15 protein-coding genes are annotated in these 16,355 nt (G+C 73.7%); 5 read left to right on the top strand and 10 right to left on the bottom strand.

The features are described 5' to 3' along the window. Nucleotide 1: 1 nt before the first annotated feature. Nucleotides 2-604: a CDP-alcohol phosphatidyltransferase family protein gene (locus FHS87_RS01565; protein ID WP_184513097.1), complete on the top strand. Its 603-nt coding sequence runs from the start codon at nucleotides 2-4 to the stop codon at nucleotides 602-604. On the opposite strand, the gene FHS87_RS01560 is transcribed toward FHS87_RS01565, so the two are convergent. Genes FHS87_RS01560 through aepX form a run of 4 tightly spaced genes read right to left on the bottom strand, consistent with a single transcriptional unit; the run spans nucleotide 601 to nucleotide 5,502 of the window. Next, nucleotides 601-1,701 carry a 2-aminoethylphosphonate--pyruvate transaminase gene (locus tag FHS87_RS01560; RefSeq protein ID WP_184513095.1) on the bottom strand — a complete coding sequence of 367 codons (1,101 nt, stop codon included), beginning with the start codon at nucleotides 1,699-1,701 and terminating at the stop codon, nucleotides 601-603. The two genes, FHS87_RS01565 and FHS87_RS01560, sit on opposite strands and share 4 nt — an antisense overlap. Continuing rightward, nucleotides 1,698-2,696, bottom strand: a complete 999-nt coding sequence (locus FHS87_RS01555; protein ID WP_184513093.1) for a lysylphosphatidylglycerol synthase domain-containing protein — start codon at nucleotides 2,694-2,696, stop codon at nucleotides 1,698-1,700. The genes FHS87_RS01560 and FHS87_RS01555 overlap by 4 nt, the downstream gene beginning before the upstream one ends. Next, nucleotides 2,693-3,853 carry a phosphonopyruvate decarboxylase gene (aepY, locus tag FHS87_RS01550; protein ID WP_184513090.1) on the bottom strand — a complete coding sequence of 387 codons (1,161 nt, stop codon included), beginning with the start codon at nucleotides 3,851-3,853 and terminating at the stop codon, nucleotides 2,693-2,695. Before aepY ends, FHS87_RS01555 begins: the two co-directional genes overlap by 4 nt. Continuing rightward, nucleotides 3,850-5,502 carry a phosphoenolpyruvate mutase gene (aepX, locus tag FHS87_RS01545; RefSeq protein ID WP_246417721.1) on the bottom strand — a complete coding sequence of 551 codons (1,653 nt, stop codon included), beginning with the start codon at nucleotides 5,500-5,502 and terminating at the stop codon, nucleotides 3,850-3,852. The genes aepY and aepX overlap by 4 nt, the downstream gene beginning before the upstream one ends. A gap of 118 nt (nucleotides 5,503-5,620) precedes the next feature. Here aepX and FHS87_RS01540 point away from each other — a divergent pair, with 118 nt between their 5' ends. The 3 genes from FHS87_RS01540 to FHS87_RS01530 all read left to right on the top strand — a co-directional run bounded on the left by FHS87_RS01540 (nucleotide 5,621) and on the right by FHS87_RS01530 (nucleotide 9,917). Beyond that, nucleotides 5,621-6,379, top strand: a complete 759-nt coding sequence (locus FHS87_RS01540; protein ID WP_184513088.1) for a phosphocholine cytidylyltransferase family protein — start codon at nucleotides 5,621-5,623, stop codon at nucleotides 6,377-6,379. Between the two features lie 92 nt (nucleotides 6,380-6,471). Then, entirely contained in the window at nucleotides 6,472-9,078 is a 2,607-nt protein-coding gene (locus tag FHS87_RS01535; RefSeq protein ID WP_184513086.1) for an MMPL family transporter, read from the top strand. Between the two features lie 74 nt (nucleotides 9,079-9,152). After that, a complete protein-coding gene (locus FHS87_RS01530; protein WP_184513084.1) occupies nucleotides 9,153-9,917 on the top strand; it encodes an MlaA family lipoprotein in 765 nt (254 codons plus the stop codon). Between the two features lie 6 nt (nucleotides 9,918-9,923). Here FHS87_RS01530 and FHS87_RS01525 read toward each other — a convergent pair whose 3' ends face one another. From FHS87_RS01525 to FHS87_RS01510, 4 genes are all read right to left on the bottom strand, one after another. Beyond that, nucleotides 9,924-10,541 (bottom strand): ABC transporter substrate-binding protein, encoded by a 618-nt coding sequence (locus FHS87_RS01525; RefSeq protein WP_184513082.1) that lies wholly within the window; start codon nucleotides 10,539-10,541, stop codon nucleotides 9,924-9,926. A gap of 62 nt (nucleotides 10,542-10,603) precedes the next feature. Next, nucleotides 10,604-11,359 carry an ABC transporter ATP-binding protein gene (locus FHS87_RS01520; protein WP_184513080.1) on the bottom strand — a complete coding sequence of 252 codons (756 nt, stop codon included), beginning with the start codon at nucleotides 11,357-11,359 and terminating at the stop codon, nucleotides 10,604-10,606. Nucleotides 11,360-11,408: 49 nt separating this feature from the next. Then, a complete protein-coding gene (locus FHS87_RS01515; RefSeq protein ID WP_184513078.1) occupies nucleotides 11,409-12,617 on the bottom strand; it encodes a serine/threonine-protein kinase in 1,209 nt (402 codons plus the stop codon). Continuing rightward, nucleotides 12,614-13,468, bottom strand: coding sequence for a hypothetical protein (locus FHS87_RS01510; RefSeq protein ID WP_184513076.1), 855 nt, complete (start codon nucleotides 13,466-13,468; stop codon nucleotides 12,614-12,616). Before FHS87_RS01510 ends, FHS87_RS01515 begins: the two co-directional genes overlap by 4 nt. A gap of 135 nt (nucleotides 13,469-13,603) precedes the next feature. On the opposite strand from FHS87_RS01510, the gene FHS87_RS01505 reads away from it, so the two are divergent. Further along, entirely contained in the window at nucleotides 13,604-15,085 is a 1,482-nt protein-coding gene (locus tag FHS87_RS01505; RefSeq protein ID WP_184513073.1) for a bifunctional heptose 7-phosphate kinase/heptose 1-phosphate adenyltransferase, read from the top strand. A gap of 80 nt (nucleotides 15,086-15,165) precedes the next feature. On the opposite strand, the gene FHS87_RS01500 is transcribed toward FHS87_RS01505, so the two are convergent. Both FHS87_RS01500 and FHS87_RS01495 read right to left on the bottom strand, forming a co-directional pair. Then, nucleotides 15,166-15,729, bottom strand: a complete 564-nt coding sequence (locus FHS87_RS01500; protein ID WP_184513071.1) for a DUF4142 domain-containing protein — start codon at nucleotides 15,727-15,729, stop codon at nucleotides 15,166-15,168. 97 nt (nucleotides 15,730-15,826) lie between these two features. After that, on the bottom strand, nucleotides 15,827-16,300 hold the full coding sequence (locus FHS87_RS01495; protein ID WP_184513069.1) for an MmcB family DNA repair protein: 474 nt from the start codon (nucleotides 16,298-16,300) through the stop codon (nucleotides 15,827-15,829). Nucleotides 16,301-16,355 lie beyond the last annotated feature (55 nt).

The following is a 16,355-nucleotide window of genomic DNA, read 5'->3' as shown; positions in this document are numbered from 1 at the left end:
GATGAGCAGCAACACCGTCATCCACCGCATCGTGCGCCCCGCCGTGCGCGCCGTCGCGCCCAGCGGGATCACGCCGAACAGCATCACCACCCTGCGCCTCGTCACCGGCATCGCCGCCGCGGCCGCCTTCGCCTGGGATGCCGGGCCCTGGCAGGCCGTGGGCGGGGCGATCTTCCTCCTCTCCATGCTGCTCGACCGCGCGGACGGGGAGTTGGCGCGGCAGACCGGTCAATCGAGCGCCGCCGGGCACCGCTACGACCTCATCAGCGACTGCTTCTCCAATATCATCGCCTTCATCGGCATCGGCATCGGGCAGATGGCGGTGATCGGCGCCACCGGCCCGCTGCTCGGCACGGTGGCGGGGGCGGCGATCGGAGCGATTTTCTGGCAGCTCCACGTGCTGCGGATCGGCACGCTGCGCGGCTACGACCTCGCGCCCGGCATCACCATCGATCCCGACGACCTCCTGGCCCTCGTGCCCGTGCTCATCTGGGTCGGCGCGGCGGTGCCGATGCTATGGGCGGCCGCGATCATCACGCCGGGGGCGGCGCTCTACCTCGCCATCGCCGGTGCGCGGCAGCAAGGGGCGGGGCAGCGGCCCTAGGCCGCTTCCAGCGCCGCCATCACCTCCGCCACCGCCAGCAGAAGCCGCTCGAAATCGCGGCGGTCCAGCGCGCCGATGCAGCCGATGCGAAAGGTTTCCGCCCGGGTTAGCTTGCCGGGGTAGATGAGGAAGCCGCGCTCCGCCAACGCGTCGTAGAAGGGGCGGAAGGCCAGGGGGCGGCCCTCCGGCATGCGGAAGGTCGCGATGATCGGCGCCTGGACCGCCTCCTCCAGGAAGGGCTCGAAGCCCAGCCGCCGCATCCCGGCCAGCAGCGTGGCAAGGTTGTCCGCGTAGCGGCGGCGGCGCGCGGCGGGGCCGCCCTCGGCCTCCAGCAGCCGCAGCGCCTCGACCAGCGCGGCCACCACCTGCACGGGCGGGGTGAAGCGCCACTGGCCGTCGCTCTCGAAGCCCTTCCACTGGGCGTGCAGGTCGAAGGAGAGGGAGGGGCTCGCGCCCGCCGCCCGCTCCAGCGCCTCCGGCCGGACGAGGGCGAAGCCGATCCCCGGCACCCCCTCCAGGCACTTGTTCGAGGAGGCGAGGACGGCGGTGACGGGGGTGGCGGAGAGGTCGATCTCCAGCGCGCCGAAGCTGCTCATCGCGTCCAGCAGCAGCGCCCGCCCCTCCCCCGCCACGGCGGCGGCGATGGCGGGGAGCGGGTTCAGGATGCCCGTCGTCGTCTCGCAATGGACCAGCGCGACATGGGTGATGGAAGGGTCCGCCCGCAGCGCCTCGGCCACCGCGCCCGGCTCCACCGCCCGGTCCTCGGGCCAGCGCAGGGCCTCCACGGCGCGGCCCATGCGTCGCGCGATGGCCACCATTCGCTCGCCATAGGCGCCGTTGACGAGGACGAGCAGCCTGTCCGCCGGCCCGACGAGGGTGGCGATCGCCGCCTCGACGATGAAGGTGCCGGAACCCTGGAGGGGAACCGCGGCGTGCGTACCCTCGCCATTGGCCACGGTCAGGATGCGCTGCCGCAGCTCCGCCGTCAGCGCGATGAAGGCGGGGTCGCGCGAGCCCCAGTCCCGCATCATGGCCCGGCGCGTCGCCTCCGCCGTGGTCAGCGGGCCCGGGGTGAGAAGGATGGGGGTGGTGCTCATGGGTGGCTCCCTGCCCGGGCCTCGGCGGGCGCTGCGGGGGTGGTGGCGACGCTCCATCGCCAGGAGATCACGCCGGGCAGGCCGAGGATGATGTCCCGGATGCGGCGGACGAGGACGAGGGCGATGGCGCGGTCCGGCGGGATGCCGAACAGCCCACAGATCAGCACGTATCCGCCCTCCTGCACGCCGATCGCGCCGGGGATGAAGAAGCCAGCGCTGCGCACGGCCTGGCCGAGGCTCTCGATGACCAGCGCCTCGGCCAGCCCGGCCTCAATGCCTACTGCCTGCATGGCCGCCCAGGTCTCCAAAACGCCGATGAGCCAGGATGCGAAGTGCCAGAGCCCGCTGCGCCAGAGGCGGCCGGGCTGGCCGTAGAGCCCGACCACCGTGTCGTGCAGCCCCGACAGCTCCCCGAGGGAGGTCCAGCCGGCACGCGCGGCCAGCTTCGGCAGCATCGTCTCCACGACACGGAACAGGCCCCAGCGCTGCGCCGCGATGAACACGCCGGTGGTCCCCGCGCCGAGCGCCGTGCCCACCACGGCCCAGAGGGTGGTGGAGGAGCCCGTCGCGTGCGGGATCATCAGCAGCACGGCGAGGCCGAGAAGGGAGAAGACGATCTGCGACGCCATCTCCGTGCCGAGGTCGATGGCGAGGCTGGCGATCACCCGCACCTTCGCCACCCCGTGGCGGACGAGAAGCTGCGCCCGGATCAGCTCCCCCATCGCCTGCACGATCGGCAGCAGCGCGTTGGCGGAGACGCGGATCCAGCGCAGCCATGCCAGGCCGAGCACGCCGGGGCGGCGGGGGTCCTCGATCAGCGGCCCCCAGCCGAGGCCGGAGGCGAAGATCTGCGCGACGTTGAGCACGAGCACGGCCGCCATCCACCACCCCGTGTCCAGCAGAAGGCGGAGGATCGCGGCGGGGTCGTTGGTCGCGATGAGCGCGGCGGCGATGGCCAGCCCGACGAGGAGGCTGACCGCGGTGGTCAGGATCACGCGGCGGCGGTCTCCGTGACCGGCACCGCCAGGAAGTCGCGGAAGCGGCGCGCGACATCGGCCGGCCTCACCGTCGGCCGGCCGAGCTTCGCCATGGAGCCCGGCGCGATGCGCAGGTGGATCATCGCGGGCCCGCCACCCGCCAGGGCGGCGCGGAAGGCGCTCTCGAACCCGTCCAGCGAGGCGCAGGACGCGGCGTAGCGGTAGCCGCAGGCGAGGGCGATGGCAGCGAAATCCACCGAGGCCGAGACGGTCGCCTGCCCGCCCGTCGAATCATGCACGCCGTTGTCCAGCAGCACATGGACCAGGTTGCGCGGCGCCTGGGCGCCGATGGTGGCGAAGGTGCCGAGCTTCATCAGCGCCGCGCCGTCCCCGTCCAGCACCACCACGGGCCGCTCCGTGTGCAGCGCGACGCCGAGCCCCATGCCGCTGGCCCCGCCCATGGAGCCGACCTGGTAGAGGTGCTGCGGCCGGTCCGCGAGGGTGAAGAGCTCGCGCCCGCACTTGCCCGTGGTGGCGATCACCCCCGCCCTCTCCGGCACGATGGCGAGGAAGCGCTCCAGCACCGCGGCGCGGGAAGGGCGGTCGCCGCTGGCCGGGAAATCCTCGCGCGTGCCGGGCGGCGGCAGGGCGCGCGGGGGCTGGTCGAGCTCGCGCTCCGCCACGTCGTCCTTGCGGACCACCATGGCGAAGGGCAGCCCCGTCGCTTCCATCCGCTCCGCCGCGTGGGACAGCGCCGGGCCGAGGGCCTGCCGCGCCTGGGGGAAAGGCGCCTGCTCCAGCCGCATGAGGGAGATGAGGTCCTGCGTGATCTCGCCCATCACCTCGTGCTGCGGCTCGTCCGGAATGCCGGGCTCGCCGCGCCAGGTCGTGAGGAAGAGGGTGGGGATGCGGAAGGGATGGTTGAGGGAGGTCAGCGGGTTCACCGCATTGCCGAGGCCGGAGTTCTGGCACATCACCACCGTCCGCCGCCCCGCGAGCCAGGCGCCGGAGGCGATGGCCACCGCCTCCCCCTCGCTCGCCGCGCCGACATAGGCGAGGGCGGGCGTGGAGAGCACGCCGTTGATCAGGGGCGTGAGGAAGCTGCAGGGCACGCCGCTGTAGAAGTCGAAGCCGGCGCGCCCGGCCTCGGCGATGAAGTCGTCGGCCGTGATCATGTGAAGTTGCGGGCCTCGGCGAGGTCGGTGAGCGTGTCCACGTCCAGCCAGTGGCCGGTGAAGTACTTCACGCGCACGGGGTGCTTCGTGGCGATGCGGGTGAGCAGGGCCGGCAGGTCGGCCCCCTCCAGCAGCCCTTCCATCTCCATCGCGGCGATCTCCTCCCGCAGCCATTCCGCGCCGCGCGCGGTGAAGCGGGCGAGGCCCATCCACTCGCCGCAGAGCTCGCCGGGCGCGACCTCATGCGCCATGAGGCGAAGATGCGCGGGGCGGTCGTCGAGATAGTCGCCGGAGAAGCGGCGGTCGGCGGCGACGAGGTCCCGCTTGCCCGGGCGGGGCTGTGCCCCCAGCGTGTCCACCGCCACGACCACATCGGCGCTGCTCGTCAGCAGGCTGTCCAGGATGTAGCGGCGGAAGAGCACGTCGCCATAGGCGATGATCGTCTCGCCCCTGATCGCCTCCCGCGCGCAGGCGAGCGACCAGGCCTCGCCCGTCTCGGCGTGGCGGTCGTTGTCCAGCGTGCGGATGCCCTGCAGCGACACCGTCTCCTTGCGGTAGCCGCGCACCACGGTCACGTCCCGCACGCCGCTCTCGCGCAGCGTGCCGACGAGGCGCTGCAGGAGCGACTGGCCGCGGATGTCGAGCATGCATTTCGGCTGGTCCAGCGTCAGCCCGCCCATCTCCCCGCCCGAGGCCGCGAGCACGATGGCACCGGGCGCGGGACGGGCCGGGAGGTAGCGGCGCTCGGCCTCCTCCAGCTCGGCATTGCCGACGAGGCGGAAAATGTCCTTCACCGTCGCCACGCTTCCCTCCACGCGGACGAGGGACTGGTCCTCGTGGATGCGCGCGGCCGTCTCCCGCATGGCGGTGATGGAGGCGCGCAGCAGGTGGTTCGCCCAGATGATGGTGGATATGCCGGCCTGGCGGAACAGCTCGGTCGGCGTCGCGTAGTACATGGTGGGGACGATCACCAGCGGGGCGCGGCCGGCCCAGCGCTCGGCGAAGGTGAAGATCTCGTCCGCATCCGCCTTCTTCGAGTGGATGAGGATCGCGTCGGCGCCGGCGCGGTGATAGGCCTCTGCGCGGCGCAGCGCCTCCTCCATGCCCTGACCGGAGATCAGCGCCTCGACGCGCGCGACGAGGGTGAAGTCGTCATCCGTCTGGCTGTCCTTGCCCGCCTTGATGCGGCCGCAGAACTCGTCCACGTCGGCGAGCGGCTGCGCCTCCCCGATGAAGGAGTTCGTCTTGGGGAAGAGCTTGTCCTCGATGCAGACGCCGGCGATGCCGCGCTCGCAGAGCTTGCGGACGAAGCGGCGCACATTGTTGAAGTTGCCGTGCCCCGTGTCGCCATCGACGAGGATGGGCAGCGTGGTGGCGTCGGCCATGTATTCCAGCACGTCCAGCACCTGCGTCCAAGACGCCTCGTTGCTGTCGCGCAGCCCGAGCGAGGCCGAGGTCGTCAGCCCCGAGGCCCAGATGCCGCGGAACCCCGCCTCCTGCACGATCTTGGCGGAGAGGCCGTCATGCGCCTCCATCAAAAAGGAGAGGGAGGGCGAGGCGATCTCGCGCCGCAGCGCGGCGAAACGCGTCACGGGCGACGAGGAAGGGGTGTCCCCGGGCCGGAGGCCCGACAGGCTCGCATCACTCAAGGCGCTTCCTCTCGTTGCAAAAGGCGGAGTGTAAGACAGGCCAGGATGGCTGCCCTTGCAGGGCCGGCATAGTAACTTTACCTTCACGCGCCTTGAAGAGCCGCGCGGGATATTCTGGTTGACCGTTTCCCCTTCCGTCCCTTCCGCGATCATTCTCGCCGCGGGGGTGGGCCGGCGCCTCGGCGGGGCGCATGACCGCCCCAAGATCCTGCTCGAATTCGGCGGCCGCACCCTTCTCGCCCGGCATCTCGACGCGCTGGAGCAGCACGGCATCCGGTCCGTCAGCATCACGGTCGGCTTCGAGCGGGCGCTGATCGAGGCGGAGGTCGAGCGGCTCGGCCGGTCCGGGCAGGTGCACTTCGTCGGGAACCCGGACTTCCGCGAGGGCAGCCTCGTCTCCCTCTCCGTGCAGGAGAGGGCGCTGCGCGCGGGCGGGCCGGTGCTGCTGATGGACGGCGACGTGCTCTACGATCCCCGCATGATCGGCGCGCTGGTCGAGGCGGAGGGCGAGAATATCCTTCTGCTCGACCGCGACATCGAGCCCGGCGACGAGCCCGTGAAGATCTGCTTCCGCGACGGCACCATCGTCGATTTCCGCAAGAAGCCGGAGCACGCGCATGACAGCCACGGGGAATCCGTGGGCTTCTTCCGCTTCTCCGCCGGGACGGCGGCCGCCCTGGCGGAGCGCGCCGCCGCCCTCGTCGCCGCGGGCCGGCGGGAACTGGAATACGAGGAGGCGATCCGCGACCTCATCCTCGCCGGGCCCGACCGCTTCCGCGCGGTGGACATCACCGCCCTGCCCTGGATCGAGATCGACTTCGAGGAGGATGTCCGCCGCGCGCGGGAGGTGGTTCTGCCGCAGCTCGGCGCCGCCTGAACCCCGCGGCGTGGCCTCGGGGCCGGGGAGCGTGTATCCGCTCCGGCATGCCGGCCCCGCTGCCGGCCGACCCCTGACCGCGAGGCGCCGACGTGGCCACCCAGACCTCCCCCATCGGCCGCGTCGTCGCCTTCAGCGCCGCCCGCCCCTGGGTGGTCCTGCTCCTCGGCCTCGCTCTCTCCCTCGCCGCGCTCCTCTACACCGCGCGCCACTTCGCCATGACGACGGACACGGCCGAGCTGATCTCGACGGATCTCGAATGGCGCAAGCGCGAGATCGCCTATGACGCCGCCTTCCCCCAGCAGGAGGACCTAATCGTCGCGGTGATCGACGGCGCGACGGCCGAGATCGCCGAATCCGCCGCCGCGCGCCTCGCGGCCGGGCTGGCGGAGAGGCGGGGCGCCTTCCGCAGCGTTCGCCGCCCCGATGGTGGCCCCTTCTTCGACCGCAACGGCCTGCTCCTCCTCCCGCTCGGCACGGTGCAGGAGACGACCGAGGCGCTCGTCCGCGCCCAGCCCTTCCTCGGGCCGCTGGCCGCCGACCCGAGCCTGCGGGGCGTGCTGGGCGTCATCTCCACCGTGCTGGAGGGGGTGGCGCGCGGCGATGCCTCCCTGCGCGACATCGCCCCCGCCGCGGGCGCCCTCTCCGACGCCTTCGAGGCGGTGCTCGCCGGGCGCCCCGCCTTCTTCTCCTGGCGCGCCCTCATCGGCGGCGGGCAGCCGGGGCCGCGGGAGATGCGGCGCTTCGTGCTCGTCCAGCCCGTGATGGACTACAGCGCCCTCCAGCCCGGCGCCGCGGGCAGCGAGGCGATCCGCGAGACAGCGCGGTCCCTGGGCCTCGATCCCGCCCATGGCGTGACGCTCCGCCTGACCGGCCCCGTGCCGCTGGCCGACGAGGAATTCGCCAGCCTCGCCCAGGACGCGGAGCTGGTGACGGGCGCGATGCTGCTGGCCCTCCTCGGCATCCTCTGGCTCGCCGTGCGCTCCGCGCGCTTCGTGGCCGCCATCCTCATCACCACCCTGCTCGGGCTGGTGGTGACGGCCGGGCTGGGGCTGCTGGCGGCCGGTCGGTTCAACCTCATCTCCGTCGCCTTCATCCCGCTCTTCGTCGGGCTGGGGATCGACTTCAGCATCCAGCTCTCCGTCCGCTGCCTCGCCGAGCAGGGGCGTCACCCGGACATCCGGGACGCGCTGGCCGCCGCCGGGCGGGGCGTGGGGCGCTCCCTCGCGCTCGCCGCGGCGGCGATCGCGGCGGGGTTCTTCGCCTTCCTGCCGACGAGCTATGTCGGCGTCGCCGAGCTCGGCCTGATCGCCGGCCTCGGCATCGTCGTCGCCCTGCTGCTCGGCGTCACCCTGCTGCCCGCGCTGCTCGTGCTGATGCGCCCGCCCGCGGGGGGGCGGGCGGAGTTCGGCTACCCCGCCCTCGCCCCGGTCGAGCACGCGCTGCACCGCCACCGCCGCGCCGTGCTGTGGATCGCGGCCCTCGCCGCGGCGGGCTCGGCCGCCCTGCTACCCTTCGTGCGCTTCGACTTCAACCCGCTGCACCTCCGCAGCCCGGAGGTGGAATCCATGCGGGCCATAGCGGACCTCATGGCCGACCCGGACCGCACGCCGAACACGATCAGCGCTCTCCTTCCCTCCCCGGAGAGGGCGGACGTGCTGGCCCGGCGGCTGGAAGCCCTGCCGGAGGTGTCCCGCACGGTCACGCTCGACAGCTTCGTGCCCGGCCAGCAGGAGGAGAAGCTGGCGCTGGTGGCGGACGCCGCGATGCTGCTCCTCCCCGCGCTGGAGGGGGTGCAGCCCCTCCCCCCGCCCGAGGATGCGGAGCTCGTGCAGCGGCTGGGCGCCACCGCCGCCGCGCTGCGGCGGGCAGCTTCCGGCGCGGGGGACGAGCCCGCCACGGCCGCGCGGCGCCTGGCCGGCGCCCTGGAGGGGCTGGCCGCCGCCTCGCCGGACCGCCGCGCCGCGGCGGCGGAGGCGGTGACGGACCCGCTCGCCACCTTGCTCCGCCAGATCCGTGCCGTTCTCTCCGCCGGGCCGGTGACGCGTGCGGAGCTGCCGGCCGAACTCGCCGCGGACTGGACGGCGCGGGACGGCCGCGTGCGGCTGGAGGCCTTCCCCACCGGCGATCCGAACGACAACGCCAACCTCCGCCGCTTCTCCGCTGCCGTGCAGGCCGTGGTGCCCGAGGCGGTCGGCGTGCCGATCTCCATCCAGGCGGCGGGGGACAGCGTGGTGGAGGCCTTCATCCAGGCCGGCATTCTCTCGGCCCTGGCCGTGACCCTGCTGCTCGCCCTCGTGCTGCGCCGGGTGCGGGACGTGGTGCTGGCCATGATGCCCGTGCTGCTGAGCGGGCTGCTGACGCTGGCCACCTGCGCGGCCCTCGACCTGCCGCTGAACTTCGCCAACATCATCGCCCTGCCCCTGCTCTTCGGCATCGGCGTGGCCTTCAACATCTACTTCGTCGTCGCCTGGCGGGCGGGGGAGCACGACCTCCTGCAATCGAGCCTCACCCGCGCGGTGGTGTTCAGCGCGCTGACCACGGCCACCGCCTTCGGCGCGCTCTGGCTCTCCAGCCATCCCGGCACGGCCAGCATGGGGCGGCTGCTGATGATCTCGCTCGGATGGGAGCTGGTGGTGACGCTCCTCTTCCGCCCCGCCCTCCTCGCCACCTCGCCGGAGGACGCGGCCGGCGCATAGGCCTCACGGGCGCTTCACGGTCACGTGCGCGCGGGGCGGCTGTGCCCGGGCGGGGCGGCGGCTATGGTCGCCCCATGCGCCTCCGCCTCCTGATCCTCCCCCTCATCCTCTCCCTCGGCGCCTGCGCCACGCGGGGGGCGGAGGGAGAGGCGGCCACGCCGGGGGATCCGCTGGAGCCGGTGAACCGGCAGGTGCTCGACGCGAACCTGGCGGTGGACGATGCGGTGCTGCGCCCCGTCGCCCTCGGCTATCGCGAGGTGGTGCCGGAATACGCGCGGAACCGCGTCCGCTCCTTCCTCGACAACCTGTCGGAGCCGCGCATCTTCGCGAACAACATCCTCCAGGGCCGGCTGCTCGATGCCGGCCACACGACGATGCGCTTCTTCTTCAACTCCACCGTCGGGATCGGCGGGCTCTACGACGTGGCCACCGATTTCGGCATCGCCCGCCGCACCGGCGATTTCGGGCAGACGCTGCATTCCTGGGGCGTGGAGTCCGGCCCCTACCTCATGCTGCCCCTCGCCGGCCCCTCTAACACCCGCGACACAGTTGGCATGGTGAGCGACGGCTTCCTGAACCCGATCAGCTGGCTCCTGCCCTTCGAGGCGAACATCGCCCGCACGGCGGTGGCCGGCGTGGACCTGCGCGAGCAGAACATTGAGGGGCTGGACGCGCTCCGCAGCGGCTCGCTCGACTTCTACGCGCGGCTGCGCAGCGTGTGGCAGCAGCGCCGCGACGCCGAACTCGGCCGCACGGGCGATGCTGGAGATCGCATCGACGTGCTGGAGGACCCCGGCGGCGGCCTCAACGTGCTGGACGATCCCGGCGCCGCCCGGTAGCGCGCCCTATCCCCCGAGAAGGTCGGCCGTCCGCCGCCGCAGCTCCGCCGCCAGCCGCTCCGCCCCGCCGGACTGGAGCACGCCGGCAAATTCCGACCGGCGCGAGGCCAGCTCGCTGATCGTGCCGGTAAGATAGACATCCACGATCCGCCACCCGCCCGGACCGCCGCGCAGGAGGTAGTTGAGCTGCACCGGCGCGTCGCTCACACGGTTCAGTGAGGTCCGCACGAGGCGGTCGCCGCTCTGGAGCGTCGTCTCGCCCGAAGTGGTGAAGCTCTCGCCGGAATAGCCGTTGAAGCGGTTGGCATAGGTCGCGACCGACCAGTCGGAGAAGGCCTGGACAAGGGCCGCCTGCTCCTCCCGCCCCATGCGCGACCAGGGCGGGCCGACCGCGATCCGCGTCATGGCCGGCAGGTCGAAGGCGGCCTCCATCGCCGGGCGCAGCCGCTCGAACCGCCCGCGCGTGCCGAGCGAGCGGGCGTTGCGCATCAGCTCGATCAGCGCGGCGTGGAAGCGCTCCACCACCTCCGCCGGCGCCGACTGGGCCAGGGCCGGGAACGGGAGGGCGGCGCCGAGCGTCAGGAAGAGCCGGCGCGTCGGGCCGGGACGGGTGTTCACCTTCATGGCGCGGAGCCTTAGCACGCACCGCCCCCGCCCGCCCCTGCCAAGGGCGCGAGCGGCCGCCCCTACCCCGCCCGCCGGTCCCGGGCGATGTCGAGGAAGACCTCCTCCAGGTCGTCCCGCCCGTAGCGGGCGAGGAGGTCGGCCGGGGAGCCGCTGTCCACCAGCCGCCCCCGCTTGAGCATCAGCACATGGCCGCAGAGCCGCTCCACCTCCGCCATGTTGTGCGAGGCCAGCAGGATGGCGCAGCCGCTCCTCTCCCGGTAGCGCTCGAGCCAGGAGCGCACGAAATCCGCGGTGTCGGGGTCGAGGCTCGCCGTGGGCTCGTCCAGCAGCAGCACGTCGGGGCGGTTGATGAGGGACTTCGCCAGCGCCACCCGCGTCTTCTGCCCGGCCGAGAGCTCCCCCGCCGGCCGGTCCAGCAGATCGGTGAGGGAGAGCTGCTCCGACAGCTCCGCGATGCGCTCGCCCAGGCCCGCCACGCCGTAGAGATGGCCGTAGACCGCCAGGTTCTCCCGCACGCTCAGCCGGTGCGGCAGGGCGATGTAGGGGGAGGAGAAGTTCGCCCGGGCCAGGGCCGCGAAACGGTCCCGCGCCATGTCGTGGCCGAGGACGCGCGCGCTCCCCGCGCTCGGGATGAGCAGGCCGAGCAGCATGGCGATGGTCGTGCTCTTCCCCGCCCCGTTGCCGCCGAGCAGCCCGAAGGTCTCGCCCCGCGGCAGGGTGAAGGAGAGGGAATCGACGGCCAGGGTGTCGCCGTAGCGCTTCGTCAGCCCCTCGGCCAGGATGGCGGGAGCGGCGGGATCGGGGGCGCGGCGCATGCCCAAGGAGGTTGGGTGCCCCGCCCGGTTCCGCCAGGGATGGCCCCGGTCAGGAGCGGAGGTGGCGGTCCGTCGCCCGGCCCTGGAAAAGGGTGATGCCGTTCTCCCATCCCCAGGCGATGGCGGCCGTGCGGTCCGCCCCGGTCAGCACCACCTCCACCCCCTCGCCGGCCAGCGCCGCCGCCGGGCCGGGATCGGAAGGAAGCCCATCCCCCCAGGCCAGGCGCACCGTTCCCACCCCGAGCCGGGAGGGCGGGAGCAGGGCCAGGGCCGCGCCGTTCGGGGCCTCCAGCGCCAGCCCGTAGCCACGGCAGAGGGCAAGGTCCCGCCCCAGGGCGAAGCCGGCGGGATCGGAGAGGATGTCCGCCGCGGCCACGCCGAGGGTGAGCATCGGCCGCACCGCCCCGGGCAGCCGCCCGTCCAGCCCGAGGAAGGCTTCGGAGGTGAGGGCGGCCACCGAGAGCGAGAGGTGCAGCGGCCTCGGCGAGGCGAGCCATTCCGGCCGCGCGATGCCCGCCAGCATCCGGGTTTCCAGCGAGAGGCGCAGATGGGCGGCCAGGGCCGGCGCATCCTCCAGCCCCCATTCCGGCAGCAGGCGGTCCCGCAGGGCGCGCGGCAGGGGGGCGATCGAATGGGCCACCACCCCCGAATCCCCCTCGGGCGCAAGGCGGAGGATCGGCTGGCGGCGGAGATAGGGGGCGGGGTCCGCGCGCGTGAGCGTGGGCAGCACGGCCGCGAGCGCCCCGGCCTCCAGCGGCGGAAGGCTGGGCGGGGCCGCCCCCTCGCGCGGCGCGAGGCCGAGGCTCTCCTCCAGCCCCGCCAGCAGCGCCCCCGATTGGTCGGGCAGCCTGAGCGCGCGGACCACCTGCCCGATCGCTTCCTCCTCCACCGCTCCCTCGAGCGCGCGCAGCACGGCGGGGCGCAGCGTGTCCGGCGGGGCGGTGGCCACGGCCATGTCGCCGTCCGGCAGGTGGAAGACCCGGGCGCGGCGGGCGTGCTGCGGCAGAGCGAGCGCCTCCCGGAGCAGGCGGCGGTGATGGGGGCGGTCCAGCCCCTTGGGCAGGCGCGACAGGCGCAGCCAGAGCACGTCCCGCACGGAGCCGGAGGCGAGGCAGCGCCGCACCAGCGCGGCGAGGTCCGCCGCGCCCCCGTCCGGCCCGGTCAGGGGCGGCGGGTCGGCCGCGGAGAGATGGCTGCCCATGCGCGGCGGCTCGGGCGAGAGGGCGCGCAGCGCCGGGGCGGCCTGGGCGGTCCTCACCCGCTCCTCCGCCGCAGCACGGCCAGCAGCCTGTCCGCCCAGGGACCGGAGAAGCGCGCGATGCCCTGCGCCAGCCCCCATTCCGCCGCGGCGGCGTCCGCCACCCCTTCCAGCACCACGCGGCCCGGGCCCAGCTGCCGCCAGAACTCCCCGGGAAGGGCGTGCAGGGCGGGATCATGGGCGAGGTGGAGCACCGCGCCGGGAAGGCGCGCGGGATCGATGAGCGCGAGTGCCGCCGCGCCCGGCCCGTCCACGGCGAAGGGAACGGGCGGCGGGCAGGCCAGGGCGCGCGGGGGCAAGACGGGAAGGAAGCCGGGCGCCCCCTCGCCCAGCGCCTCGGGCGGGAGATCCAGGTGCAGCCCCCCCTCAGTGTCGGGGACGAGGCCGGGCGCGCGCCGGGCGACCAGCCCCCAGGCATGCGACTTCCAGGGCTCGCCCGCCCAGGCCGGACCGAGCGCCGAGGCGATGGCGCTGGCCGAGGGCAGCACGCGCAGCCCGGCCGGGCGCGGCACGCCGCCCGGGCCGAAGCCGAGGATCGGCCGGAATTCCAGGAGGCCGATGACCGGACGGGCGGAGAGGATCGCCTCCAGACCGGTCCCCGTCTCAATCGGCGCGGGCGGAACGGCTAGGGCCTCCGTCACCAGGGCGGCGTCGCGGCCGTTGAGCACGGCCGAGAGGGCGCGGCGGGCCATATCCAGCGCCGGTGGCGCGGCGACCAGCCGCCAGGTGCCGTCCGCGGTGGAGGAGACACGGCCGCCGCGGTTGCGGGCGGCATCCTCCAGCAGGGCGCGGGCGATGCGGTGGGCTTCCGGCGCGAGGTTGGGGCCGGGGCGGAAGAGCAGCGCCGCCATGGGCGGGGGCCCGTCCTGGGCCGGATGCGTGAGGGCTATCATCGCAACGTGAATCTGCGCCGCCTTGGGTTAATGCTTCGTCACCGCGCGACGCCCCGTTGCCACCCGCCCCGGCGGCGGGCTACGCCCGTGGGGATGACCGGCCCCGCGCCCGACACCCCTGTTCCGTCCATGGCCGCCGCCGACCTCGCCGAGGCCGTGCGCTCCCTCCGCCGCGCCTCCGTCCTCGTGGTCGGCGACGCCATGCTCGACCGCACCGTCTACGGCCACGTCACCCGCATCTCGCCCGAGGCGCCCGTGCCCGTGATCTCGGTGGAGCGGGAGGTGGCCATGCCCGGCGGGGCGGGGAACGTGGTGCGAAACCTCACCGCCCTCGGCACCTCCGTCGCCTTCCTCTCCGTGGTGGGGGACGACCAAGCGGGGTCGGACCTCACCGGCCTCATCGGCGGGCAGCCGGGGGTCGAGCCCTGGCTCCTCGTCCAGGGCGGGCGCACCACCACCACCAAAACCCGCTTCATCGCCTCCGGCCAGCAGCTGCTGCGCGCGGACCAGGAGGTGGCGCAGCCGATCCATCCCCGCCTCGCCGACCGGCTCGTGCGCATCGCGCAGGACACGGTCGCCGCGACGAAGGTGATGGTGCTGTCGGACTTCCGGAAAGGCGTGCTCGCCGGCGAGGTGCCGGAGAAGCTGATCGCCGCCGCCCATGCCGCCGGGCGGCGCGTGGTGGTGGACCCCAAGGGCGACGACTTCTCCCCCTATGCCGGGGCCGACCTCATCGTGCCGAACCGCGCCGAGCTTCGCCGGGCCACGGAGATGCCGGTGGATACCGAGGCGGGGCTGCTCGCCGCGGCGCGCGCGCTGCGCGACCGCCATCGGCTCGGCGCCGTGCTCGTCACCCGCGGGCGGGACGGCATGACCCTGCTGGAGGGCGACGCGCTCTATCAATTCCCCGCCGAGGCGGCGGAGGTGATCGACATCTCGGGCGCGGGGGACACGGTGGTGGCGGTGGTGGCCGCGGGCCTCGCCGCCGGCCTGCCCCTGCCGGTCGCCGCGCGGCTCTCGAACATCGCGGCCGGGCTCGTGGTGGGCAAGATGGGCACGGCGGTCGCGCGCGACACCGACATGCTGGAGGCGCTGGGCGGGCAGCACGGCGCGCTCCGCAAGATCGTCTCCCGCATGCGCGTGGCCGAGCAGGCCGAGCGCTGGCGCCGGCGGGGCTGGCGGATCGGCTTCACCGACGGACCCTTCGACCTGCTGCATCCCGGCCATATCCACCTGCTGGAGCAGGCGCGGCGCTGGTGCGACCGCCTGATCGTGGGCGTGCAGGCCGATGGCGCGGTGCGGCAGCTCAAGGGGCCCACCCGGCCCGTGCAGAACGAGGCGGCGCGGGCGGCCGTGCTGGCCAGCCTGCCCTCCGTCGATCTCGTCACGATCTTCGACGAGGAAACGCCCGTCTCGCTGATCGAGGCGATCCGGCCCGACGTGCTGGTCAAGGGCGCCGACCACCGGATCGAGGAGGTGGCGGGCGGCATCCTCGTGCAGGAATGGGGCGGCACCGTCCGGCTGGCCGAGTTGCTGCCGGAAGGTGCCGCGACCGTGGGCGGGCTGGGCGGCTAGGACCGCCGGAGGCTCCGGGCGGCCAGCGCCGCCGCGCAGGACGGCGCTACCAGGCGCCGCCCGCCCTCAGCGACGGCGCCTCAGCGGCGGCCCTGGAGCATCCCGAGGTCGATCAGGTGCTCGCGGATGCGGTCGCTGGCCAGCAGGGCCGTGATCTTGTCCGGCACGGGCGCATTGGCGCTCTCGGCGATGGCCGTGGTCAGGTTCAGCAGCTCCTGGTGGCCCTGCTCCTGCACCTGGATGAACATGCGGTCGAAGGCCTCGCCATTGGCCGCGTTCAGGCGGTTCATCACCTGCGCCTTCTCGCCGGTGAAGCTGGGATCAGGGAAGTTGTGGCCAGCCAGCTTCATGGCCTGGGCGACGCCCTCCTGCTCCCGCACCTCGAAATTGGCGAAGCGCTTCAGGTCGGGGTTGGTCGCCTTCTCCATGCCGAGGCGCGCGGTGACGAGGGAGAAGTGCCCGGCCTCATGCGTCATCATGGCCAAGCGCTCGGGGGGCTGGCCCGCGAGGTTGGCGGGCGGGGTCGCGGCGGAGGGGGTGGCGCCGGGGCCGGGGGCGCGCATGTCGATGCCCTGCTGGGCGCGGGCCATGGCGGGGATCAGGGCGGCGCCCGCGAGGGCGAGCGGAAGGGTGCGGCGTTGCATGGCGTGTCTTCTCCGAAGGGGGGCGCGGAGAGGAACGACCGGTCCGGTCAAGGGTTCCGGCGGGCGCAACAAGCGCGCGGGACGGTGATGCCCGCCCCTATTCGCAGAGCAGCGCGGCGCGCATCTCCTGCGCGCCCACGGGGTCGAGCGCCGCCGCCAGCCGGCCGGCGGCCAGCACGGCGTAGCGGTGCATCAGCGACTTGCGGCGCGCGCCCGCCAGCGCCCGGTGCTCGGTGTCGCGCACCATCACGGCGTCGAAGCCGTCGCTGACGATCAGCCCGATTTCCTCGGGGATGAGTTCCTGCGGGAAGTCGATGTCCACGGCGAAGTAGAGCCGGTCGCACCAGCCCCGGTACTCCTCCCACTTGTGGTCGGAGAGGAAGTCGCGCGGGCCGGACTTCACCTCGATGGCGTAGAGGCAGCCCTCCGGCGTCAGGGCCATGATGTCCAGCCGCCGCCCGCAGGGGATGGGCATCTCGGCCAGGGGCGCCCAGCGGTTGCGGGCGCAGAAGCGCATGGCTGCGCGGCAGGTGGAGGCCGTGCGCTCGGGGATGCTCAGGTCCAGCGGCATGGGCCGATTCACGCGGAGTCGCGGGGCAGGTCAAGCTTCCAGTTGGGGGTGCCGG

It is taken from the genome of Muricoccus pecuniae (genome assembly GCF_014199205.1).
Lineage (GTDB): Bacteria > Pseudomonadota > Alphaproteobacteria > Acetobacterales > Acetobacteraceae > Roseomonas > Roseomonas pecuniae.
The sequence above is the reverse complement of the archived record's forward strand: the minus strand, read 5'-3'. Positions and strand labels throughout refer to the sequence as shown.